Below are 25,542 nucleotides of genomic sequence, written 5' to 3' on the forward strand. Positions count from 1 at the left end.
AAGATTTTTTCTATCGAATGCAGTTGCTTTGTAAATTTTATTAGAAAGTTTTTTGACGTGTTTGAGCTAAAAATGGTATAACTATAATTTTAGTTGAAAAAATTTGTATTTTAAATGGAATATCTATTTCTTTATACAATAAAATAGGATTGTATTATGAGATACTGTTTGATATGTTTTTTTGTCGTTTGGGGCACTGTTTTATATGCACAGGAAGAACCTCTGCGAAAAGTCGAAAGCTTAATGGCAAAAAATCGCTACTACGAGGCGTTAAAATGTGTGGATTCATTGAATAATGCCGGGGTAAAGATTTCGGATTTGTTGTTTTATGCGGGGAAGGCAAGTGAAGGTGTATTGCGGTATAAGGATGCTTATCGTTATTATAAGCAATGGTTACTGGCGGACACGACGAACCGGGAGGCCCGTATTGCAATTGCCAGAGTACTTGCCTTAGCAGGCAAAACAGTAGATGCCGTTGGTGCGTATGAGAAGCTGGCCGGGGAGGATTCTTTGGATTTTGCGATAAACTATCAGTTGGCCCGTTTGTATCAGCAAACCGGGAAAACGTTGAAAGCTGTACCGGTGTATCTTCGATTGGCCGGGGCAGATACGACAAATGCAACCTTATTGAAGAGATTAGGAGATTGTTATGTGGAGATTGGATTGAGTACCGGTGCAGCCCGGAGTTATTGTGATGCTTTTTGGTTGGATCCTGCGGACGGGGGGACGGCGGTGAAAGCTATTAATGTAATGCTGGCCGATCAAAATATGTTTACTGATTTTGTCGATTATGCCTTAGATATGGTCGATACGGCTTTGGTGTATTCACCTCATTTGAATACAGTAAAGCAAACGCGTGGGGTCTTGGAGTATGTGGCAAAACGTTTCGGGAAATGTGAGAAAACATTTGATGAATTGATTGTAGGAGGTGATTCTGTGCGATTTAATTATAAATATCTTGGATTGGCGCGTTATCAACAGAAACATTTTAAGGAGGCTTTACTACCTTTGGCTTTGGCTGACTCCCTTTTCCGGGATAAACAAGGCAATCGGACGGATATGGAAGTGGCGATGCGGTATGGGGAATCGTTAGCGAAGAGCGGAGAGCCCAGAAAAGCTTTACAGGTTTTTCTGGAAATTGAAGATCAGCTTCAGCCGGATCCTCAGTTTCTTTCTCAATTGGCTGTGATGTGCGGAATGGCTTGCGGGTATTCTATGCAACAGTCTGGTGCCGTTGATTATTATTGGAAAGCATATAAGCTGGATCCTAAAAATAAGCAAGCGATATCTAATTTTGTTAATTGGAAATACGATGTATTGGTGGATAAAGAGAAACGGTCCAAAGCTTCGGAGAAAGAAATACGTGTAGCCCTGTTTGCTCAGATTTTATTCTTACAAAATGTGAAAGATTTTGCTCCGGCTCGTGGAAATACGATGCATTCCGTTTCCCGCGAAATTTTGAAACAGGAATTGGATGAATTGTTTTTCAGTGATGACAAACACCTTACTGTAATGGACCCGGACGGTAAAACTTACGTTTATTCTGCCGATGATATTCGGGAATTGATTAATCGGTAGCTTTGCAATATAGTGATCGGGATAAAGTACGCTGTAACTATGGATATGGATGACGGTTTGTTGCGGAGTTTATGGACGCGTTTTTTCAGATATAACTGGGCGTTCGGTTTGTTTTTAGTGTTATTGTTCGGAATTCCTCGTTTTGTATTGGTACTTGAGGCTAATGTCTCGGGTACGTATAATTTTGCATTCATTATCTTTTTTCTGATGTGGTTTACCCCTTTCGTTTTTTTGACGAAAAAAGGGCGGAAGAAAATAGGGTTGAAGCGTCCGGGGCATTATCGGCATTTGCTTGTTTCGTTTTTATTGGGTGTATTGTCCTGTGCCGTCGTATTTGGGATATTTACTTTATTGTATCAAATCACTTTAGATCATGCTTTTGTCTATATATCGAGGTCGGGGGGAGTTCCTTCCGGTCTTGCTGATTCCGATAAGTTGATTTATTTTTCCATTGCCGTAATTCCCAGTATGTTATTTAGTCCGATAGGGGAAGAATTTTTATACCGTGGAGTTGTTCACGGTAGTTTTGTGAATCGTTTTGGGGAAGTCAAAGCCTCGTTTTTCGATAGTTTGGCATTTGCGTTGACTCATTTGGCTCATTTCGGGATCATTTACGATGCCGGCTATTGGCATTTCTCCGTGTTACCGGCATTGCTTTGGGTTGTGTGTATGTTTTCTGTCAGTCAGGTGTTTTTCCGTTGCAAGCTATTATGTGATTCTATTACCGGAGCTGTTTTGGCTCATGCGGGTTTTAATTTTGCTATGATGTATTTTATATTCTATTGGATTTATTAATCTTTCTGATTTGTAAACCCCGGACCTGAGGGGAGGTTGAAAGGTTTTTATCATCCGGTCCGGGGTATAAAATGACAGTTGCGGCTGTTTTATAATTTTTTCAGGTAACTTTTTAATGTTTCCACATATTCGGCAATCGCCTTTTTACCTGTGGGGGTAATCCGGCAGACAGTACGGGTCTTCTTCCCGACAAAGCTTTTTTCCACGTCGATATAGCCTGCTTGACTCAATTTATCCAATTGTATACTGATATTTCCGGCCGTAGCTTCAGTTTTTTCTTTCAGATACACGAAATCTGCTTCTTCTGCTGAAAGAAGAATCGACATGATCGCTAAGCGAAGTTGAGAGTGTAGGAGGGGATCTAATTCTTTAAACATTGTTTCATGTGTTTATTAAGGATGTGTCCCGGAATAACCATCATTACGATAAAGATTGCAGCAAAAGCCAGTAGCTTGTCCGTTCCCTGAATGAAAAGAATGGAGAATGAAAGCGCCGTACCGATTGTTCCTGCAATAATAAGAGGCCTGTATCTGGTAACACAGCCGGATAAGGTGGTACCCATGCCCATGAGTAAAGGAATGATAAATAAAATGTCGATACGGATCATAAATGACAGAGCCGATAGCGTCATTCCGACCAAACCGAATACAATCCATATTTGATTGGTGATCCGGTCCACGTAGTTTTTTACACCTTCTCTTTTATTCTTTCCGGAAAAATACCAGGTAAGCGGTCCGGCAATCAGAGGCAGAGCCGGCCAGAGATAATTTACTTGGTGTGAGCCCGTTTGTAAGTAGAGATACCAGATTGCAATTGAAATTCCAACTGTCGTATATCCCCATATCAGGAAAGGATAAGCAGCATAGCGAGCGATATTTTCCTGGGTGTCTTTGATCATTTGGGCGATCAATTCCAAACTTTCTTTTTCAGAGATTCTTTTGTCTTCCATGATGTAATGAATTTCGTTTCAAAATTAACTTTGTTTATTTAATAAACCTACGTATTGATTGTAGATTTTTAGGTTTACGATTTTAGATTGATCACACAATACCGGCTTTGCCGGAGGTGTTTGTCTGTGTTTTACCTGTTGTTATCTGTTTTTTCATTTAACCGGTTTCTTTCTTCAGCCGAATTTTTCTCTACGGTAATTTTTTTAATTTTTTGTCCCTGATTGAAATGCCAGGTTAAACTCAATTTTAAAGACCTGCCGTTTATTGCCGAATCGTATATGCTTTCGGTTGTATATTCTTCAATATGACTGACATAGCTGTTTTTACGATTGAGAAGATTGTCGGCTTTTAAAGTAAATATCCATTTCCCTTCTTTCCATTTTTTACTTATACGGGCGTGAAGGGTGTGATAAGGTGCTACTTCACTATTTCCCGAGTAGAGACGGCTGTTTCCGTTATATCGAAGTTCCAGCGTATAATTCCGGGGAATGTAAAACGATGTCATAACATTACCGAAATAGAGATAATGGTTGTTGTAAGGGCTTTTTTTATACATTTTAATGCATTGCCGGACTCCGATAATATTTCCTGTCAGATGAAACCAGGAAAGGGGTTGCCAGGGGATACTGAGTACTGCAAACCAATGATTTTCCCGGTAATGGTTTTCATAGGTGATGTAAGAGATATCGGAATTTTCGGCATCCTGTTTACCGAATTCACGAATCAGATCCCGGTGTAAGTTTCCTCCGATGGTTAAGGTATAATGATAATTGTACACCAGGGTTGCACTGAACCGATGGATATAGGTCGGATGTAAAGCCGGATTGCCGATTTGATAAGTATATTCGGATGTCTGTATCCTATTGGGATTCAGTGCGGAAAATGCCGGGCGCTCGATATTTCGGGCATATTGGCCGATGAGTAGCCATTGTTTGACCGGATCAAAAGCATAACTTAGGTCGATGTGAGGAAACCAGTCCCAATATCTTCTTTTTAAATGATTGCTCCGATCGGTGGTCCGGGTATATTCACCTCTTAACCCGATGTGAAATGACCACTGTTTTCGATCTGATGCATAGGTGGTATATAGAGCTCCTATGTCTTCCTGATAATCGAGACTATAATCATAAACCGGAATTGAAGTCCATTCCTTAGCTGGCGTAAGACCTTCATAGTGTGCGTTGTCTTCCATGTCCGTATAGGTGTATTTGACACCGGCCTGGATATATGATTTTTTCCGTATTTGTTGCTTCCAGAAAAAATCTGCCGTAGCAATCCGATAATCTATGGATGACCGGGAACGGTAAATGGTGTCGTTGATCTGCTTTTTAATTTGTTGAATGACTTTATAGTCGTTGTTCCCTTGTGAATTTTTCGAGGTAAAATCGGTTATGAATTTTAAAACCGATCCCCGGGAGTCTAATTTCCGAAGGTAGTTTACCGTACCTGAGTACATGTCGTATGCTTCGCGCTGACGGTATTTGCCGGTACTTTCCGACGAATAGCAGGGAGTAGAAAAATCAGCATGACTTGAGGTATTCCAGGTGTATGAACGCCGGATATATTCGAATTCGGCACCGATATTATTCAGGGTGTCTGCTGTAAATACGACCCCTGTGCGGACGGTGTGGTAGCGAATGTTTTGTTGCATTGCCGTCAGACCTGAAAAATGTTTTTCTGGTTCCGGATAATACCGCATCGAATTTAACCGGGCTCTGTTTTGAGGGATAAATATCCCCGAGGCGGAAACATACCCATCCCATTTTCCGCTGTGTATGTTCAGATTTCCTTCGGGTTGGTAATACCGGAGGGAGGGAGCAAAAGCTGTGGTTGCGGACAAGCTACCCAATAATCCATTGTCTGTGGGGCGACGTAAAACGATATGTATTATACCGCCTTGTGCATTGGCATCCCGGTCGGCTCCGGCCATGGGGAGGACCTCTATTCGTAAGATATTTTCCGATTTTAAAGAACGGAGATAAGTCATCAATAGTTCGCCGCTTAGTTTGATTTCCCGGTTATCGACAAAAACTTTCGTGCCGCTTGCTCCGTTGATGGAAAGACGGTCCCCGGCCAGCCATACTCCCGGGGCCGATTGTAGTAATTCGACTCCGTCTTTATCGGCTGTCGGAGAAATCCGTACAATGTAACGATCGGCTTTTCGTTCGACCGGATGAGCATGTACGGCTATTTCTTTCAGTAAATGAGCCATCGGTTTCATTTGTATGCTATCATAGAGGGAGGTTGTTATACTGATATTTTTACTGATTAGATCATAACCCAGGCATTGTATTGTTATCTGATAAATACCCGGAGAAATCTGCAATTGAAAATGGCCTGAACTGTCCGTTACCGTTCCTGTTTGTTTGTTATCCGGGGAACATAAAAGCAGGGTCGCATATCCGATGCTTTTACCTGTTGTATCCGACAAGTGTCCGGAATAGATCACAGTCGTAGCAGACGACTGTGACCATAGGGATAAATGTACCAGCAGACCGATGACGAGCAGATAAATAGAAGGTTTCATCGTGTCTATTCTTTAATTTCGGGGTAGAATAATTTGATTTTGACATTTGTTGTGGTGTCTTGTTGTAGTTGGCAATTTTTTCTCCCGTATCCTTCTGCCGGCATACCTTGCTCATCCATGTCCATTTGCCAGTTTCCGTTTTCATCGTGAAAGACAGAAATTGTAAATTCTTTCCAGGGGATTGCTTTCAAGGTGATGCTGATATTCCCTTTATTGGCTTTTTCCTGATTGTATATCGGTTTCGAATCTTTGCCGGCTTGCGCCATGATTAAAATGCTTCCTTTATCGTTGCGGATACCGCGGATATCAACCTTTACATCCTGAGCAAATAATATTGAAAAACTACTCATGGTAAGGATGGAGAGTAATGCATATCTGAGGCATGACATTTGTCTGTTTGTGGAATTGAATTTCTGAATGGTTTTCATAATGAAATAGATTTAGTTGTGATTGTTAATCGGTTTATTTTATAAACCACATGTTGTTTAAAATAAGCAAGGAGTGCGCATCTCACTTGCTTGTATTGCAAATATAAAATGGTTTATTTTATAAACCAAATAAAAATCAAAGAAAATGAGAAAAATTTTATAGGCAGGGTTTTCGGGAGATAAATAAGGATTATGTTTTCATTTTTAGATTTGTTCATTCTTTATATTCTCTGTAACTTGCCGCAATATTTGAATGGCATTTAATTGTAGATTGTAAATTCTGAATAAATGGTGAACAGATTTGCAATCAAATTGTTTTTTCATTTGAAATTGAATCCTGTTTTGGGTTTGTAGCAGAATGTGGGGAAAACAGGGAAGATTGCGGAGAAGAAAAGTGTGGGAACAGCATACTAATTACAAAAAATATATAGATATGAAAGTAGCATTGATTGGTGGAGGAAATATCGGCTCTTCCGTTGTAAAAGGATTGGTAAAGAGCGGGATTGTACAACCGGAAGATATGACGGTAACGAATATCATAATGGAGGCCATACAGCCTTTGAAGGATGAATTCGGGGTTCGCATTACGACGGACAACCGGCAGGCTATCCGGGATTCGGAAATTGTGATTGTGGCGTTGAAACCTTATGTCGGACCGCGGGTTTTGGAAGAGTTGAAAGATAGTTTCGAGCCGGGACGTCATATTTTAATTTCTTTTATTTCCGGTAAGACCATTGCAGAGTTGAAAGCCATTGTCGGGAATATTCCTCTTTTTCGGGTGATGCCGAATACGGCGGCAGAGTTTTGTGAGTCGTTGACGGCTGTGGCTCATGCCGGAGAAAGTGAGGAGAATAAAGCCAAAGTCAGCCGTTTGTTCAGCAAGATGGGTTTATGTATCGAGATACCGGAAACGATGATGCCGGCGGTGACTGTATTGGCTTCCTGTGGAACCGCTTTTGCCTTGCGGTTTATGCGGGCGATGGCTCAGGGAGGTATCGAGATCGGCTTCAGTTCGGCACAGGCTCATCAGATTGCTTCCCAGGTTATGCTCGGTGCTGCAAAACTCATTCTGGAGACGGGGCATCATCCGGAAAGGGAAATCGATAAGGTATGTACTCCTAAGGGCGTGACAATTACGGCCATCAATACTATGGAACACAACGGTTTCAGTTCTTCTGTCATCAAAGGAATCACCGCCGGTTACGATCTGGTCAGTGGTAATGAAAGCAAATAATGGCGAAAGAGAAATGATTGTAGATTTTAAATTAAAATTTACAATTTCATACTCTTAATGAGAATTGTAGAATAGAAAGGTCGGCATATTTTGCTGACCTTTTATATTATGAGATTATTGACAGAAGGGAGATTAAAGTATGTTCATTTGATATCCAAGGCCTTTTATTGTGCTAATAGAGAGTTGTCTGTCATAATTTAATAATTTGCGTAATTTAAATATTAGGTTGTAGATACTTGCTTCTGCATCTGCGGAATACTTCTTTCCCCATAATGTTTTAGCCAGAAGATCCAATGATACCAGTGTATTTTGGTTTTCCCAAAATAACAGCAATGTATTTTTTTCCAAAGGGCTGAGTTTTTTGATGAGTAATTCATTACAGAACAATTCACTTGTTGTTGTATGAAATGTGTAGTTATTACCTATTTTGATTGTTGATGAAGATGATTCTTGCTGTGCAAAACGAAGGATATAAGCTTCCAGTTCTTTTATATCGAAGGGTTTCCGGATGTAACAGATTCCTCCGGCTGCAATTCCTTCTGTAATATAAGATATATCCGTGTGGGAAGAAACAAATAGTACAGGGATCCAAGGATATTTTCTGATAAGTTCCCGTGCTTTTTCGATTCCGTTATCATTTCCGATTTCGACATCCAATATTATAATTGCCGGTGAAAATTGTGAGATAATCTCTTCAACGGCAAACAGAGAGTTTTGGAAATGTACCTTATAGCCTAACAATGAAAGTCCGGAGGTGATAATATTTCCCAGGTGAATATCGTCGTCGATAAATAGTATCTTTATTGATTTCATGATTTGACTATTTTGTTTGGGAGCGTTATAGTAAAAGTGCTGCCTTTTTCAGGAACACTTTGCAGGTCAAGTTTGCCTCCGTGTATTTTTACAATTTGGCGGACGAACGCTAATCCGATGCCATGTCCTTTTACCACTGGGGCCTCTGCGGAGCGGAAGAACGAGCGGAACACTTTTTTCCGGTTATTCCGTGAAATTCCAATACCGTTGTCAGTAATGATAATACTGGTCTTTTCTTCAGACTGGGTACAAGCCATCGTAATAATCGGTTCGTTTCCGGAATATTTAATAGCATTGTCGAATAAATTCCGGAGACAATTATCGAAATAGAACGGGTCGACATATAATAATTCTGTATTCGGAGGAATATCCAGTGAGAAAGTAATCTTTTTTTCATTATAAATTATTCTGAATTCGTTTATAAGCTCTGTGCTGCGTGATTCAATATCATAGCTGCTTCGGTGCAAGATTATTTTTTTTTCATTTAGTCTGATTTCTGACAGTAATCGGTCGATATTGGCAGTTAAGTTTTTTATGTACAATTTTCCAATGATGAGTTGTTTTGATTTTTGGATATCTCCTTCGCTCAATTCAAGAACATTCAGCATGGAATAGACATAAGACAGGGGGGATTTTAAGTCATGTATAATTCTTCTTGTGTACTTCTTTTGTGATTGTAACCGACGGTTTTGCCGTCGTAATAACCACAGTAACATGAAAAAGATAAAAGAGAATATGATTACAGATATTTCTGTCAGACAGGCGGGAAGAAGCTCTATCTCTATAATACTGAATGGTTTAAATAGAAATTGTAGATGATTTGTTTCCGGTAAAAATCCGAGTGAGATGCATTTTATTGTATTGTCGGGTATCTGTATGCTTTTTTCTCTGCAAAATAAAGGGTTGATGGTTTTGTTTTCATTGAGAATTTGTTTTTTATAAGCGTTGGGGTTCGAGGGAAGGATAAAATTATTTTTGGATTCTCTATGTACTGATTGTAAATTCGATTGATTTATGGAATCGGGTTTTTCCTGATGTTTTATAATGACATTCGAAGACCTTTCCAATCCATTTTCCCGAAAGATTTTGTTCCATTTTGTTATCCTGTTAATCCATATTGCTTGTGAAATGGTAAATAATGCCAAAACATAGAATACGGATATAACAAGATATTTTTTCATGTATTATAAATTATATATCAAGTGATAAATATTATACTAAAATAATGAACTATATTATTCGAATAATTCATGATGGAATTAGTTATTTGTTGATTGTGAGTTGTTTGTGTGGTGCAAATTTAATTGAAATAATATATTTTGATTAGATTGATTAGGTGAATTTTGTATTTTAATTAGATAATTATTGCGAATTGTATTGTATATTTATTGCCATAAATATACATTAATTTATTTAAAAAGCAAAATATGAGTGATAGCTTCTTTTGCTACTTTGTCAGCCTTTGGGTTTATCTTATAACTTAATATGATCATAGTATGTACAGAAAGGTTTTCTCTCTTTTGGTATTTTTAACAGGTTTAGTATTCCTGGTCAGTTGTACAAACCGTACGACAACCATTAGCGGTACGATTGATAAACAGACGAAGTTATTGTATAGCAATCCGGATTTGGCGGTGTGCTTTGATAATTTTTTGGATACGCTTGTACCGGATGATCAGGGAAGGTTTGAATTAAAATTCAATTTGAAAGAAGGGAGGTTTATGATTTTAAAAATGCCTGATTCCCGAAATAAATATTTTATTCCTGTTTTGCCGGGGGAACATTACGAAATATCTATCGGTAAAAACAACGAATTTTCGGTTGATGGAGCAAATAAAGAAGGGATAGCACTGTATCAATCCGTATTGAATTATGATCCATATACAATGAAATGGAGTATATTTAAAAATGATACACTCTCCCGTGATGAAATGATTAAAAAGATCAAGCAAGGAGAATTAACCCAATTCAAAAAATTACTGGACGATAAGGAAATTACTTCGTCCTTTTATAAATTAATAAATGATGACAGAGATTGTTTTTATGCTTTTGTTGCGGCTTGGTTGAATTTATGGGATATGTTGGCAATATATAGGAGGCCGGAAACCGACGAGAGTATTTTGGCAGAGAAAAATACGATGAAGCAGTTGCAAAATATTTTTGACCGGTATAAACCGGATGATAAAGATTTTATAAAATCTCCTTCATGGACAGAGTATGCATTGTTTATGTATACGGAAATTTATCTGCAATACTTAAAAAAGCATATCGACCGGGACTGTATAGAAAGCTTAATAGATCCTGAACAGCATTTTTCTTTTTGGTTTGAACAGACAAAGCAATCTTTTTCGGGTAATCGTTTAGAATCGGCCTTGGCTCTTTTAATATACAGAAAAGGTTCAGAGGTAGAGTCGAGTATTCCGGCTTATCGGTATTTTAAAGAAAAATATCCTGCCAGTCCTTATCTTAACTATTTTGAAGAACAAATGAATGAAACGATAGCGCTTTACACGGGGAATAAATCCGATCCTTCGATCCGCTTTACCGAAAACAGTGATAGTATAAACAGTTTATCAGCATTGATTTCCCGGTTTAAAGGGAAAAAATTGTATGTTGATGTATGGGCAACCTGGTGCGCTCCTTGTAGAAAAGAATTTCAATACAAGGATTCTTTGGAAATAATTTTAGAGCAGCATGATATAACCCCTCTTTATATATCATTGGATAATGAAAACCAGAATAAAAAATGGAAGGCCCTTGTTTATGCTAATCATTTAAAAGGGTTTCATTTTCGGGCAAACCAGGCTTTTATCGATGATTTGAAATTGTATTGGGGGGGAGAAAAAGGGAAAAAATCTTTTTTAATCCCCTGGTATATGCTTATCGATGAAAATGGAAATATTTTAGAAAAACATGCCAGGAGACCTTCTGAAATCGTAGCTACAAAACGTTTATCGGATTAACCGGAAATTTTCCGGTTTTTGGGGAAGATCATCGGATTTACTTGAATACTGAACGACAAAATTGAGTTTATGATTTTAAATTGGGTGTTTATTGGAGGATCATTGTAAATCAAAAATCAATATCAATGACCGAAACCTGGTTTTGTGCTATAACTTAATTGTATATGATATGTGTAGAAATGTCTTATTCCTTTTTGTCTTCCTGATCGGTTTATTTTTTATTTCCAGTTGTACAAATCGTACGACAACCATCAGTGGTACGATTGATAAACAGACGAAATTATTGTATAGCAATCCTGATTTGGCGGTGTGCTTTGATGGTTTTTTGGATACGCTTGTACCGGATGATCAGGGAAGGTTTGAATTAAGACTCGATTTGAAAGAGGGGCGGTTTATTTTTATCAGAACTTCCGGTTCCAGATATAATAAATATCTTTTGCCTGTACAGCCGGGGGAGAAGTACGAAATATCTATTGATGAAAATAATGGACTTTTAGCCTATGGACCGAACGAAGCAGGAATTAAATTGTATCAATCTGTATGGAATGAAGGCTTAAGGCCGATGGCAATGGATTGGAGGGCGGTTTTCGAAAATGATACTTTTTCCCGTGACGAGATGATTGAAAAAGTGAAACAGGAAGAATTGACCGGGTTTAAAAAGTTGCTGGATAACAAAAAAATTACCCGATCCTTTTATAAATTAATAGTTGGTGACAGGGATTGTTTTTATGCTTCTATTTCAGCAGGGTTGTATTTGCAAGATATGCTAAAAATATACAGGAGTCCGAAAACAGATAATAGTATTCTGGCAGAGGAAAATACGATGAAGCAGTTGCAAAATATTTTTGACCGGTATAAACCGGATGACAAAAATCTGATGAAATCTCCTTCATGGGCGAAGTATGCATTGTTTAGGTATATTGAATTTTATAAACAATATTTTACAAAACACATAAATAGAGATAATATAGAGAGTTTAATAAATGCAGATTCGCATTTTTCTTTTTGGTTTGAACAAATCAGACAATCTTTCCGGGGGGAAACTTTAGAACCGGTTTTAGCACTTTTAATATATAGAGATGGAGGAGTGAGCAGCAATAAATTGGTTAAAGCAAGTATACCCGTTTTTCAGTATTTTAAGGAAAAATATCCCGAAAGTCCTTATCTCCCGTATTTTCAGAGTCCTATGAATAGGATGTTGGCATTTTATACCGGAAGTGAGTTAGATCCTTCGATTCGTTTTATTGAAAGCGGAGACAGTATCGATAGCTTTTCGGAACTGATTTCCCAATTAAAAGGGAAAAAATTGTATGTCGATATATGGGGAAATTGGTGTGCCTATTGCCGGGAGGAGTTTCAATACAAAGATTCCCTGGAAGTAATTTTAAAACAGAATAATGTTATTCCGCTCTATATTTCATTGGATGAAGTCAATCAGGATAAAACCTGGGAAGCACTCGTTTATGCGTATAATTTAAGAGGTATTCATTTTCGGGCAAACCGGGCTTTTATCGATGATTTGAGGAAGTTGTACCGGGATGAGAAGAATGAGAATCCGGGTGGAAATGAAAAAAAATCCTTTTCAATCCCCTGGTATATGCTTATCGATGAAAATGGAAATATTTTAGAAAAACAGGCCAGGAGACCTTCTGAAATCGTAGCTACAAAGCGTTTATCGGATTAACCGGAAATTTTCCGATTTTTAAGTGAGATCGTCGGATTAATTTGAACATTGAACGATAAAATTGAATTTATGATTTTAGATTGAAGTGCTTATTAGAGGATAATTGCAAATCAAAAATCAATATTAATGACCGAAACCTAGGCTTGTTTTATAACTTAATTGTATATGATTATGTGTAGAAATGTCCTATTCCTTTCTGTCTTCCTGATCGGTTTATTTTTTATTTTAAGTTGTACAAACCGTACGACAACCATCAGCGGTGCAATCAGTAGGGAAACGAAATTGTTGTATAGTAATCCGGATTTGGCCATCTGCCACGATGGTTTTTTGGATACCATTATGTCTGATGATAAAGGAAGATTTGAATTAAGGCTCGATTTGAAAGAAGGAAGGTTTATTATTGTAAAAATATCCGATTCCGGGAAAAAATATCTTCTCCCTGTATTACCGGGAGAAAATTACGAAATATCTATCGGTAAAAACAATGAGCTTTTAGCCTGTGGACCGAATAAAGAAGGAATAGAGTTATATCAATCCATCCTGAATTATGAACCTGGGGTAATGGATTGGAGTATGTTTAAAAACGATACTTTTTCCCGCGATGAAATGATTGAAAGGAGCAAGCAGGAAGACTTGGCCAAGTTCAAAAAATTACTGGACAATAAAAAAATCACACCGGCCTTTTATAAATTGATAGCTAGTGACAGGGATTGTTTTTATGCCTTTGTTTCGGTATTTTTATCCACTTGGGATATGCTCAAAATATATAGAAATCAGGAAACAGATATAACAGAAGACGACATTATAAATCGTTACAAAATAGTTTTTGACCGTTATAAACCGGATGATGAGGATTTAATGAAATCTTCCTCATGGGATAATTATGTATTGCTCCAGTATATTAAATTTTACAAGCAGTTTTCGATGAAAAGAATAAATGAAAACAATGTGGAATTGTTATATTCTGAACAGCATTTTCCTTTTTGGCTTGAACAAATAAAGCAGTCTTTTTCGGACAAAATCTTAGAATCAGCATTGGCTCTTTTGTTGTATACAGATGGAGAGCTTGATACAAAGACAAGCATTTCGCTTTATCAATATTTAGAAAAAAAATTTCCTGTAAGTCCTTATCTTAAATATTTTCGAGACCAGATGAATAGAATGATGGCGTTTTATGCGGGAGAAGGACTGGATTCTTCGATCCGTTTTATTGAAAACGGAGATAGTATTAATCATTTTTCGGAACTGATTTCTCAATTGAAGGGGAAAAAATTATATGTTGATATATGGAGGAGTACATGTGGTCCTTGCAGAAGAGAATTTCAATACAAGGATTCTCTGGATATGGTCTTAAAACAATACGATGTAATTCCTCTTTATATTTCATTAGATGATGATAGTCAGGATGAAAAATGGAAGGTTCTTGTTTATGCAAATGATCTAAAAGGAGTTCATTTTCGGGCCAATCGATCTTTTATAAATGATTTAAGCATATTGGTTCAGGATGAGCAAACTTGGAATGGAAGTGAGAGAAGATCCTTTTCAATCCCCTGGTATATGCTTATCGATGAAAATGGGAATATTGTAGAAAAACAGGCTAAGAGACCTTCTGAAATTGTAGTTACAAAACGTTTATTTGATTAATCAGTAAGCCTCTATTGTTGATGAACGATTATAAACAACCGGACAGTTACCGCTTGGAAGATTTGAAGTATTTTACCGATTTAGAGTTCGAAATCTGAATAAGTGTTGTTATATTGCAGAACAACAGGCAATCAACCGATACCCCTGATTGTAAAGTATCTGCATAAAATCTAAAATCCTATGAAAAACTTAAATGAAATGTTGCAACTTGCGACAAAGTTAAACAAACAGGACATGAAAACAGTAATGGGAGGTAGTCAGGCTGATTATGATAAATGTAGACTTTTCGTTCGGCGTCCGGATGGGGCATCTTATTGGTCTGTATATGTTTCTTATGCACAGGCTTCTTCGCAGTGGAATAACTTTGAATATAATGATGGAAGTGTAGCCACTGGATATTGTTGTAAAAGTTGTGTAGATTAAAGCAGTGTAACCTGCGATTTTCATATGATCGTTGCAGGTATACTTAGTGTAAATAATTTTTAATCAGTCGAAACAATGATAAGTGGAATATAAGATGGTAAGAATATGAAGATCATATTGTTTGTGTTGATTTGTGTTTTAGTGCATGCATGTACGAATACAAGTAGAAAAGTACTTTCAAAGAAGAATGTACAAGATTCTCTTGCTATGTTGATTGTTAGATCGGAATTAGGACTTCCTGTTCTTGTGAAAAGTAATAAAGAAATGAAGACTCTTTTCAACGGAACAGCGGATTCTGCGTCAGATACTTTCGACATACATGTATTTCAACTTGATTTACTCACTATTAGCGAACGCTCGTATACAGGAATGAATAAGAGTTTGCCTATACAACCCGGAGATTCAATAGAGGTAAGTATTTCACTTCAGGATATTCATTTTTTTTTATTGAAGAACGGTAAAAAAGAACAGGTGAATTGGAGTAAAAAGGAAATTTTACCGGAACAAAATTCATATGCTCTTATTGAGGAAATGAAAACGACATATAACAATATGCTGATACCGCCTCCATTGTGGAGTGATGCAAGCGAAACGGCAAAAAAAGCAGTAAAAAAAGCTTACGATGATTATGAAAAAAGAGAAAAGAATTATGAAAATCTGGTAGTTATAAAAAATGATTATGTCCGCTACTATGATGAGATAAACAATTATTATGAGAATGCTTTTAAAGGTACAAAACTGATAAAAGATAGTATACAAAGAAATTTTAATAAAAGTTTCATACTGTGGGAGCAGTATCAGGATTTAAAGGTACTTTATAATTTAACAAAAGAGATCGTTGTAATCGAGGAAATGAAAAAGTTATGCGATGAAAATATGGTTATAAAAGGGCCTTTTTCACTTCCTATGCTCCATGACTATTTTATGTCGAAATATATATTGGGGCGTCGGTTAATACCTCTGACTGAAGTGTATGATTCTGTCATTTTTAAAGAGTTTCCGTACCAGGAAGAAAGTCTGAAGATGCTTATTCTTAAAGAAATGCAAATGCCATTTGTAAAATATCCCCGGAAAGATGTTATTACCTATATAGATAAATTTGTCGCCCAATATGGAATGAATGGTAGGATAAGAGAGATGATGGAAAATGTGGAATATGATGTGGAAATTTCTTCCGATTTATTTTTGGAATCATATTACGGTGAAAAAACGAGTTTTGAGGAATTTCGGAAAACATTTAAAGGACAGGTTATATATGTTGATTTTTGGGCGAGTTGGTGTGCTCCGTGCCGGATTGCGTTGCCCGAAAGTAAAAGGCTTCATGAGGAGTTCAAAGATAAAGATGTTGTTTTCATTTATTTGGCATTGAATGATGAACTGAAGGAGTGGCGAAAAGCATGTGAACAAGAACAATTGAGAACAAATAGTTTCAGAATAACAAATCCTAAAAGCTCGGCATTTATCGATAACATGAAACTTAATTCTATTCCTCGTTACATGCTTTATGATAAAAGCGGGAAGCTTTTTCACGCTGATGCTCCTCCTCCCGGAGGACCTGCTATTCGTAACCTATTGAATAATTTATTAAAACAAGAATAATTGTATATATGATAAATATATCAGGATTTGGACTATTTTTTTGTAATATGAGATTTGGTAATGGTATATAATTTACTTGAGATAAACACTTTAATTTGAAATCGTGAGTTAAAAATTTGTAGCTGAGATTTGTGTTATAATTTAATATATTATAGTATGCATAGGAATGCCTTAATTCTTTTTGTCTTTTTGACCGGTTTGTTCTTTTTGACCGGTTGTATAAACCGTACGACAACCATCAGCGGTACGATCGGTAAGCAGACGAAATTGTTGTATAGCAATCCGGATTTGGCAGTGTGTTACGATGGTTTTTGGGATACGCTTGTACCGAATGATCAGGGAAGATTTGAATTAAGGCTCGATTTGAAAGAGGGGCGGTTTATTTTTATCAGAACTTCCGGTTCCAGATATAAATATCTTTTGCCTGTACAGCCGGGGGAGAAGTACGAAATATCTATTGATGAAAATAATGGACTTTTAGCCTATGGACCGAACGAAGCAGGGATTGAATTGTATCAATCTGTATGGAATGAAGGCTTAAAGCCGATGGCAATGGATTGGGGGGCGTTTTTCGAAAATGATACTTTTTCCCGTGATGAGATGATTGAAAAAGTGAAGCAGGAAGAATTGACCGGGTTTAAAAAGTTGCTGGATAACAAAAAAATTACCCGATCCTTTTATAAATTAATAGCTGGTGACAGAGATTGTTTTTATGCTTCGATTTCAGCAGAGTTGTATTTGCAAGATATGCTAAAAATATACAGGAGTCCGAAAACAGATAATAGCATTCTGGCAGAGGAAAATACGATGAAGCAGTTGCAAAATATTTTTGACCGGTATAAACCGGATGACAAAAATCTGATGAAATCTCCTTCATGGACGAAGTATGCATTGTCTATGTATACTAAATTTTATAAACAATATTTTACAAAACACATAAATAGAGATAATATAGAGAGTTTAATAAATGTAGATTCGCATTTTTCTTTTTGGTTTGAACAAATCAGACAATCTTTTTCGGATGAAGCCTTAGAGTCAGCTTTAGCCCTTTTAATATACAGGGCAGGACCTGAAAATAACGATGTAGTTGAGGCAAGTGTACCTGCTTTTGAATACTTTAAGGAAAAGTATCCAGCAAGTCATTATCTTCAATATTTTCAGTATTATATGAATAGAGCGATATTGTTTTATTCAGGAAATAAGCTGGATTCTTCGATTTATTTTATCGAAGCCGGAGACCGTATCAATAGCTTTTCGGAGTTGATTTTTCAATTGAGAGGGAAAAAATTATATGTTGATATATGGAGAATTACCTGTGGTCCTTGCCGGGGAGAATTTCAATACAAAGATTCTTTGGAAATAATTTTAGAACAACATGATATAATCCCTCTTTATATATCATTGGATAATAATAATCAGGATAAAAAATGGAAGGCACTTGTTTATGCGTATAATTTAAGAGGTATTCATTTTCGGGCAAACCAGGCTTTTATCGATGATTTGAATAAACTTTATTTAGATGGTAAAAATCCGGGTGGAAATGAAAAAAAATCTTTTTCAATCCCTTGGTATATGCTTATTGATAAAAACGGACACATTGTAGAGAAACAGGCTAAAAGACCTTCTGAAATTATAGCTACAAAGCGTTTATTGAATTAACCGGAAAATTTTTCCGAAATGATGAAAAATTTCCTTCCTATATCCAACTCGATGCGATGGATTGCGGTCCCACTTGCTTGCGTATGATTGCCAGGTATTATGGGAAACATTATAGTCTTCAAACTTTGCGTCAGTATTCATTTATTACGCGCGAAGGTGTGTCGATGTTGGGAATAAGCGATGCTGCAGAGCGGATCGGTTTTCGAACATCGGGGATAATATTTCATTTGAACAATTGGTAACAGATGCCTTGTTACCGTGTATCGTGCATTGGAGGCAAAACCATTTTGTTGTATGTTATGGTATAAAAAAGATAAAAATAATAGTCATCGGATATTTGTTGCTGATCCCGCCTTGGGTTTGGTCGTGTATAACGAAATGGATTTTAAAAAATGTTGGATAAGTACGTCAAAGAATAATGAAAATAACGGTGTCGTATTGCTTTTACAACCCGGTACGGAATTTTACGACCATGAGGATGAGGAGTGTAAACACCGTAGTCTTCGTTTTTTTCTTCGTTACCTGACACCTTATAAAAGCCAATTTGTACAATTGGTATTGGGGATGGTGGTGGTGAGTATACTGCAATTTATTTTTCCGTTTCTTACTCAGTCGTTGGTCGACGTAGGTATCCGCGATGGGAATCTGGTTTTTATTACATCAATCCTGATTGCCCAATTGATTATTTTTTCGGAAAAGTAGAAAGTGTTTCAAGGGTCCCGACTGCGGAAGGGTTTTATGTTGTCGAAATAAATTTCCCCGATGGTATGAAGACAAATTATGGTAAAATATTACCTATAACTCAACAAATGCAAGGGAGCGGAGATATTATCACAGACGATTTGCGATTGATTGAACGTCTTTTTATGCCCATAAAGAAATTGCTGAAAGAGCGATGGTTGTGAACCGAAGGCGGGTTTAAAGATTTGTAAATAGAGCCAACGCCAAAAATTCAGTCGAAAATTTATAATTTCGATTAGATTGGAGACGTGGTTTTGGTTAGATTGGATAGATAAATAATAGGTTTTGGTTAGATCGCTTCGTGGTTAAAAATGTATATTTATTATCTGTAAAAAGATCAGGTTTTTATACGATTGGATAAATGTTCATGGAGAATGATCAGACAGAGACTTTGCGTTGTTTGGGAATTTAGTGTTTGCATCCTAAATAATTATTATTAAGTTGCAAGATAATAAGTCATTGGTATTGAAACCGAAAATTATGTTGTATATGAAAGTAAAATTATTTATTCTGCTTTGTTTTTTGTTTGTATTGGGCAATCAAGCGGTTGTTGCGCAGGAGAGGACTGTAGAGCCGGAGGTGGGGGAACCGGCTGTTTTGCGGCTGGTTTATACATTTACCCAACAAGCTGTGAAAGATCGCGAGTCGGTTTATATTACCGATACGATGGCACTGGAGGTCGGGATGAACGGGTCTGTATATTACGATTGGAATAAAAACCGGAGGGATTCGCTTGCTGCCGTTCGATTTACGGAACCTGTCAATCATAAGATTACTGTAAGTGTGGATGAAAATGCTTTGCAGTCGCGATTGGAAGCTCAAAAGCAGGTATACGATGTTTTGGATGCAGGCAGAGGGCAATCTTATCGGATCTATAAAAAGAGAGATAAGGAGGAGATCATAACGATCGATAACGGACCTTTGGAAGGCTTTGATACGAAAACTTATTTTCAGCTGACGGAGAACATCCCTCCCCAGGCTTGGAAGATGAGCGGTGATACATCGACCGTGTTGAATTATCTTTGCCAAAAAGCATCGGCAACTTTCCGGGGAAGAACTTATGTTGCCTGGTTTACATTGGATATTCCGATAAACGACGGACCGTGGAAATTTTACGGACTTCCGGGGTTGATATTGAAGGTGCAGGACCTGGAAAATAAATTCTGTTTTCTGGCGATCGGTTTGCAAAAAGCCGGCGGCGAAAGTATAACGATGCCGACGGATCGAAAAAGGGTTTCCTGTAATTTAAAAGAATTAAGTGACTTTAAAAAGAATGAAAGGAGATACATATCTGTTGGTTTTGTGGAAAACGGAGGGGTCACTTATTACAGGACGAAGAATCCGGTTACTTATTTTTCATTGGAAAGAGGAGATTAAACCGGTAAGCTTTTCTGCTATATTCAGAACAGAAAGAATTATTGGGAGTTCGAACGTGTCGGTTTTGTCACAGCATATTTGATGTATGAAATATCAGTTGGTTATTTTGCTATTTTTACTTCCCTTGTTTTCTTTTGCTCAAAAAGAAATAAAAGGACGGGTAGTGGATAGAAAGACATTGAAACCGGTTCCGCTTGCCACGGTTACCCTACATCCCATTGGTTCACAAAACATTCTGGCTTATACGATGACTGCCGATGACGGAACGTTTTTTTTAAAAAAGGACTTGATGCCGGATTCTGTTGTCATTTCTGTAAGAGCAATGACAATCGAGACGCAGTCCAGACTAGTCAAAAGCGACGTCGGATTTGTAGAATTCCGGGTAACGGAAAAAACGACGGAGTTAAAAGAAGTTATTGTAAAGGCTCCTAAGATCAGGCAGACCGGTGATACACTCAATTATTCGGTAGCCGGTTTTGTGGATGCGACCGATCGCAGCATCGGTGATGTATTAAAAAAACTTCCAGGTATCCAGGTGTTGCCTTCCGGACAAATTCTGTATCAAAATAAGGCGATCAGCAAGTTCTATGTGGAAGGGCTTGATTTGCTGAAAGGTAAATACGGCATTGCGACCAATAATATAGATGCGTCTGATGTTGCAACGGTACAGGTACTGGAGAACCACCAACCTGTGAGAGTGTTGAAGGATATGGAATTACCTGAAGCCGCTGCGATCAATTTAAAACTTAAAGAGTCGGCTTTGGGGGCTTTTTTTGCGTCGGCACAGCTTGGGTTTGGATTACCTCCGGCCTTGTTCAGTAACGAGCTGGTCGGTATGCGGTTTACCCGAACCCAGCAGAATATGCTTGTGTATAAAGGGGATAATACGGGGCGTGATATTACCCGCGAACTGGTGTCTTTTTACGATGCTCCCGAGACCTCTGACAGGGAATTGCTGTCTGTACAATTACCGTCTGCTCCTCAAATTAAGGAACAGCATTTTTTGTTTAATGATGCCCACCTGATTTCCTTGAATGATTTAAGAACATTGAAAAAGGAGATGACCTTGACAGGAAATCTGAGTTTTATATATGATAAGCAGAAAAGCGATAGTTATTCCAAACGTGATATTTTTTTGGAAGATGCCGATACGATTCATATCGCGGAGGATATCGATATGAAATTTTTAAAACGGGAACTGGAAGGTTCTTTTACTCTGGAAGGGAATACGAAAGATTATTTTTTGAATAATACCTTGAACGTATCGACTAAGTGGAACAGCCGGAACAGCGATGTAGCGGATATAAAGCCGCCTCCTGTTTCGCAATATCTGAATTTACCTTCTTTTCACATCGGGAATGATTTTGAGTATATACACAGAAAAGGAAATAAGAGATACCGGATGGGAGCATCGTTTGCCTATACTTACCGGAATAATTTTTTGCGTGTCGTTCCGTCTTCTTTTGCTTCTTTACTTACAGATAACCAAGTCTCGGATTCGTCAATGCTCCAAAAGGTCGTTTATGATTACCTGGCGACAAAAGTATATATTTCCGGTGGGATTGATAAACAACGTATAACCGCATGGTATACTGCGGGTGTTTTTTATAATCGTTATCATCTTCGTTCCCGTCTTTATGCCGGTATTCCTTGGATGCCGATAGCTGCCGACAGTGTGCGCAATGATTTTATACGCAACGAGATCGGGCTGAAGATAACACCGATGTTTATATTTAAGGTGTCTTCAAAGTTTAATCCCCAGCTTTCTTTACCGGTAACATATCTGATACTCGGCAGGAACGATGAGATCCGGCAGAAGGAGCAGCGGAAAGGCAATGTGCTGTATGCTCCTTTTCTTTCGGTAGAATGCCCTTTTAGTCCCCGTATCAGTTTGTTTTCCAACGTTTCATATGCCAATAATCTTGGAGGTATCGAAGAGGATTACCGGGGGTATATAATGACGACTTACCGCACCATGAACCGTACTGGCGGTTTGATGAGCGAGGAGCGTAAGTTGAATGCATTCGTATATCTCAATTACAAAAATCCATTTACGACACTGTTTACATCGGTTCGTCTATCGTACTCCAATTTATGGAGAAACAGGCTCAGGGATATATATTATGATGGTATTTTGAGTCATACGACGAGTATTCGTCGTTCCAATACATGGCATTCTTACGGAATTAACTATTCGTTGGGGCAAAGTATCGATGTCCTTCGTTCCGAGGTGAAGTTGAGTACAGGTTATACCGTTAATCGGTATATCGCCTTGAATCAGGGACTGATTTCTAAAGTTAAATCCCGTTTGTTTTCCATATCTCCTTCCGTTGTCACGGATATCGGAAAATTCGCCGTTATTAAATATAAAATAAGTTATAATCAAAGTCGTAATAAAATCGCAGCAGTCCGAATGCCGGCGATCCATTATCTTGCACAAGATATATCCGCCTCTTTTATTCCTATGAAAAAATTAGTTCTGAATCTGTCCTTCAATCATTATTATAATAGTTTGCTGGAATCTTCAGACCGTTCGTCATGGTTTGGAAATATCGGGTTAAAATATGGATTTAAAAGGGTAGATTTTATGCTTGACTGGAACAATATTTTCAATACGAGGCGATTTATAAACTATTCTTATAATGATGTGAGCAGTTACTATTCAGATTATCGTTTACGTTCCTCGGAAATTTTATTTCGAGTCCGGTTTAAGGTCTTTTGAAAGATAAGTTTCAAATGATGTGATAACGGATAAAATTTGCTGTGTTTTGCTATTTTATTTGCCAAATTTACATGGATTTCAGTACAAAATTGTTGCTTTTAAGGCAAGAAAAAAGGGGCTGTAAATCTATTGTTTGATTTACCCCCTCTGATAATCAATTGTTTTTTTATTGTCGGGATGACAGGATTTAAACCAGCGACCACTTGCCCCCCAGACGTTGAAAGATGAATTGTATTTATTTGTATATCTGTATGTTGTGTAGGAAATTAAAGGCTAAGGATTTATATAACAGACAGGTATTTTGGCAATTCATTTCTGAATGGTTTGGTGCTTATGAGGATATAGGGAAGGTATCTGATAAGCTCTTTGATGTTACTTTTGAACAAATTAAATCAGTAAAAGATTTGGAAAATTGGTGTATGTGTCTCGCTAATAGTATTATCAATCTTCCCAACTTCATTAAAGACCAACTGTTCAAGTATAGAGAGAAACTGTTGGATACAGATTATCAGTATCATAAAGAATCCAAGATAGATTACAAAAGGCTTTCTCTCAATTTGCTGAGTATATGGGACAATCAGATTTAATGATAGAATTGACAGAGAAGATTGAAAAATACCTGTCTTGGAAATTTACAGAGTCCCCCGATGCTTACGACAAAGATTAGGGATTCAAAATAGTGGTGCGGATAACTCATTCAGACATGAGAATTAAATGGCTATAAGAAGCCAAGCGAGGAGTAAAATTTAGGATAACTCATTCCTAACAGGTATATTTGTAACAATCAAAAGCCGGGTGATATGACAAAGCAGAATGCAATAAAAATCTTCGAGGAGAAGAAAGTCCGTACAGTATGGGACAGTGATAAAGAGGAATGGTTTTTCTCTATTGTGGATGTGATCGAGGTATTGACAGATAGTGATAATCCACGCCGATATTGGAGTGACCTAAAACGTAAGCTGACAAAGGAGGGAAGTCAGTTGTACGCTGAAATCGTACAACTGAAAATGCCCTCGTCTGATGGTAAGTATTACAAGACAGATGTTGCTGATACTGAACAGTTATTCCGGTTGATATAGTCAATACCCTCTCCTAAAGCTGAACCTTTCAAATTATGGATGGCACAGGTAGCTAAGGAACGGTTAGACCAAATGCAAGACCCGGAACTGTCCATCGAACAGGCAATGCTGGACTATAAACGGTTGGGGTATTCTGACAATTGGATCAATCAACGGCTCAAAAGTATAGAAATCCGGAAAGATTTAACAGATGAGTGGAAACGTCACGGATTACAGGAGGGAGTACAGTTTGCTACATTAATTGATATCATCTATAAGACATGGGCGGGAAAGACAGCTAAGGAATATAAACAGTTCAAGGGGTTGAAGAAAGAGAACCTACGGGATAATATGACTAACAAAGAGTTGGTGTTGAATATGTTCGCAGAACTTTCTACTAAGGAACTATCAGAGGTACAAAACCCGGAATCTTTTGATGGGCATATAGACGTAGCCAAACAAGGTGGAACGATAGCCCTTAATGCCAGATTGGAATTAGAAAAGAAAACCGGAAAATCTGTCGTAACTCCCCTAAATGTAAAAGACGTTTTAGGGCTACAAAGCGGAGAAGTGGAAGATGTTGATTTAGACAGTGAAGAAGCAAATTAATAAAACTAAGGAATAATGATATCGAGGGAGCTGTTAGTGGTTCCCTTTTTTTGTATATACCTGTTGAAAAGAAAAGTAAGGAGTGAAAATAAAACGATACAGGGATTTATACCATCATCCCGAAGTATTTTATTCTACAATAAATATCTTTCCTTATGGAGACCAATAGAAGAATAAAAGTGATGAGGGGGTGATTGTCGGATTCGATAGATTGAAAATATCATAACTCATAAAAAATAAGTACAGAGGATATCATATACAGGTGGTGATGTTATCAAATGATGAAAAGGACGATAGATATGCAAACGTTTAATTTTGACTCATCATAAAAATTTGAATCGAGGAGATTATTTGATTGATGACAGAGAAAATAATGGTGCCGGGCAATTTGAGGGAGAATTAATTTTGTTCGGTTCAGACAAATTCCCGGATTGGAATAAAGTACAGGATTATTTATTGTAGGATTGTTGATGCTTTATTCATGTTAGGTGTAGATTCCCCTGAATTGCATAAAACCGGGGTTTCATGTGAATAAATACCAAATGAATTTAGTATTGCGATTGCTATCTGATTAGATTAAGTTTCCCGAAAAATGTAATCAAAATGTAATCGTCGTAATAAAAAAGAGGTCAGACTTTTGGTCTAACCTCTTGATTTCCAGTAGTCGGGATGACAGGATTTGAACCTGCGACCACTCGCCCCCCAGACGAGCACTCTACCGGGCTGAGCTACATCCCG

General features: G+C 37.6%; 18 protein-coding genes, 1 tRNA gene and 2 pseudogenes. 14 read left to right on the plus strand and 7 right to left on the minus strand.

Features of this window, described 5'->3' with window-relative positions; genetic code table 11:
• Positions 1–156: 156 nt before the first annotated feature.
• Together DD657_RS04295 and DD657_RS04300 are read left to right on the plus strand one after the other, a co-directional pair.
• Positions 157–1,578 carry a tetratricopeptide repeat protein gene (locus tag DD657_RS04295; protein WP_021987545.1) on the plus strand — a complete coding sequence of 474 codons (1,422 nt, stop codon included), beginning with the start codon at positions 157–159 and terminating at the stop codon, positions 1,576–1,578.
• A gap of 39 nt (positions 1,579–1,617) precedes the next feature.
• Positions 1,618–2,373: a CPBP family intramembrane glutamic endopeptidase gene (locus tag DD657_RS04300; RefSeq protein WP_287048638.1), complete on the plus strand. Its 756-nt coding sequence runs from the start codon at positions 1,618–1,620 to the stop codon at positions 2,371–2,373.
• Between the two features lie 89 nt (positions 2,374–2,462).
• Here the strand turns inward: DD657_RS04300 and DD657_RS04305 are convergent, their stop codons facing one another.
• The 4 genes from DD657_RS04305 to DD657_RS04320 all read right to left on the minus strand — a co-directional run bounded on the left by DD657_RS04305 (position 2,463) and on the right by DD657_RS04320 (position 6,278).
• Positions 2,463–2,750: a winged helix-turn-helix domain-containing protein gene (locus DD657_RS04305; RefSeq protein WP_021987543.1), complete on the minus strand. Its 288-nt coding sequence runs from the start codon at positions 2,748–2,750 to the stop codon at positions 2,463–2,465.
• Positions 2,735–3,322 (minus strand): hypothetical protein, encoded by a 588-nt coding sequence (locus DD657_RS04310; protein WP_021987542.1) that lies wholly within the window; start codon positions 3,320–3,322, stop codon positions 2,735–2,737. The genes DD657_RS04305 and DD657_RS04310 overlap by 16 nt, the downstream gene beginning before the upstream one ends.
• A gap of 131 nt (positions 3,323–3,453) precedes the next feature.
• Complete coding sequence (locus DD657_RS04315; protein WP_287048640.1) at positions 3,454–5,850, minus strand: outer membrane beta-barrel family protein; 2,397 nt, start codon at positions 5,848–5,850, stop codon at positions 3,454–3,456.
• Positions 5,851–5,855: 5 nt separating this feature from the next.
• Positions 5,856–6,278, minus strand: a complete 423-nt coding sequence (locus DD657_RS04320) for a DUF2141 domain-containing protein (protein WP_287048642.1) — start codon at positions 6,276–6,278, stop codon at positions 5,856–5,858.
• 433 nt (positions 6,279–6,711) lie between these two features.
• On the opposite strand from DD657_RS04320, the gene proC reads away from it, so the two are divergent.
• Positions 6,712–7,512 carry a pyrroline-5-carboxylate reductase gene (proC, locus tag DD657_RS04325; protein WP_287048644.1) on the plus strand — a complete coding sequence of 267 codons (801 nt, stop codon included), beginning with the start codon at positions 6,712–6,714 and terminating at the stop codon, positions 7,510–7,512.
• A gap of 132 nt (positions 7,513–7,644) precedes the next feature.
• On the opposite strand, the gene DD657_RS04330 is transcribed toward proC, so the two are convergent.
• The gene (locus DD657_RS04330; protein ID WP_021987538.1) at positions 7,645–8,325 is read right to left on the minus strand and encodes a response regulator transcription factor; all 681 of its coding nucleotides are present in this window, start codon (positions 8,323–8,325) and stop codon (positions 7,645–7,647) included.
• Positions 8,322–8,792 carry a sensor histidine kinase gene (locus DD657_RS04335; RefSeq protein ID WP_287048647.1) on the minus strand — a complete coding sequence of 157 codons (471 nt, stop codon included), beginning with the start codon at positions 8,790–8,792 and terminating at the stop codon, positions 8,322–8,324. Before DD657_RS04335 ends, DD657_RS04330 begins: the two co-directional genes overlap by 4 nt.
• A 1,029-nt stretch (positions 8,793–9,821) precedes the next feature.
• Between DD657_RS04335 and DD657_RS04340 the strand changes: the two genes are divergently transcribed.
• The 11 genes and pseudogenes from DD657_RS04340 (at position 9,822) to DD657_RS04390 (ending at position 24,804) form a co-directional block, all read left to right on the plus strand.
• Positions 9,822–11,288, plus strand: coding sequence for a TlpA family protein disulfide reductase (locus tag DD657_RS04340; RefSeq protein ID WP_287048648.1), 1,467 nt, complete (start codon positions 9,822–9,824; stop codon positions 11,286–11,288).
• A gap of 169 nt (positions 11,289–11,457) precedes the next feature.
• Complete coding sequence (locus tag DD657_RS04345) at positions 11,458–12,972, plus strand: TlpA family protein disulfide reductase (protein ID WP_287048650.1); 1,515 nt, start codon at positions 11,458–11,460, stop codon at positions 12,970–12,972.
• A 171-nt stretch (positions 12,973–13,143) separates the two neighbouring features.
• The gene (locus DD657_RS04350; protein ID WP_287048652.1) at positions 13,144–14,616 is read left to right on the plus strand and encodes a TlpA family protein disulfide reductase; all 1,473 of its coding nucleotides are present in this window, start codon (positions 13,144–13,146) and stop codon (positions 14,614–14,616) included.
• Positions 14,617–14,796: 180 nt separating this feature from the next.
• A complete protein-coding gene (locus DD657_RS04355) occupies positions 14,797–15,039 on the plus strand; it encodes a hypothetical protein (protein ID WP_287048654.1) in 243 nt (80 codons plus the stop codon).
• 105 nt (positions 15,040–15,144) lie between these two features.
• Complete coding sequence (locus tag DD657_RS04360; protein WP_287048656.1) at positions 15,145–16,638, plus strand: TlpA family protein disulfide reductase; 1,494 nt, start codon at positions 15,145–15,147, stop codon at positions 16,636–16,638.
• A gap of 420 nt (positions 16,639–17,058) precedes the next feature.
• On the plus strand, positions 17,059–18,297 hold the full coding sequence (locus DD657_RS04365; RefSeq protein WP_287048657.1) for a TlpA family protein disulfide reductase: 1,239 nt from the start codon (positions 17,059–17,061) through the stop codon (positions 18,295–18,297).
• A gap of 56 nt (positions 18,298–18,353) precedes the next feature.
• Positions 18,354–18,984: pseudogene (locus DD657_RS04370) on the plus strand (cysteine peptidase family C39 domain-containing protein); the annotation flags it as partial.
• An 80-nt stretch (positions 18,985–19,064) separates the two neighbouring features.
• Positions 19,065–19,202, plus strand: a complete 138-nt coding sequence (locus DD657_RS04375) for a hypothetical protein (protein WP_021986513.1) — start codon at positions 19,065–19,067, stop codon at positions 19,200–19,202.
• Between the two features lie 325 nt (positions 19,203–19,527).
• On the plus strand, positions 19,528–20,415 hold the full coding sequence (locus tag DD657_RS04380) for a GLPGLI family protein (RefSeq protein WP_287048660.1): 888 nt from the start codon (positions 19,528–19,530) through the stop codon (positions 20,413–20,415).
• A gap of 85 nt (positions 20,416–20,500) precedes the next feature.
• Positions 20,501–23,137 carry a peptidase associated/transthyretin-like domain-containing protein gene (locus DD657_RS04385; RefSeq protein WP_287048662.1) on the plus strand — a complete coding sequence of 879 codons (2,637 nt, stop codon included), beginning with the start codon at positions 20,501–20,503 and terminating at the stop codon, positions 23,135–23,137.
• An 800-nt stretch (positions 23,138–23,937) separates the two neighbouring features.
• Positions 23,938–24,804, plus strand: a pseudogene (locus DD657_RS04390) (BRO-N domain-containing protein).
• A gap of 664 nt (positions 24,805–25,468) precedes the next feature.
• Here DD657_RS04390 and DD657_RS04395 read toward each other — a convergent pair.
• A tRNA-Pro gene (locus tag DD657_RS04395) sits at positions 25,469–25,542 on the minus strand.

It is taken from the genome of Culturomica sp. (genome assembly GCF_003524185.1).
Lineage (GTDB): Bacteria > Bacteroidota > Bacteroidia > Bacteroidales > Marinifilaceae > Culturomica > Culturomica massiliensis.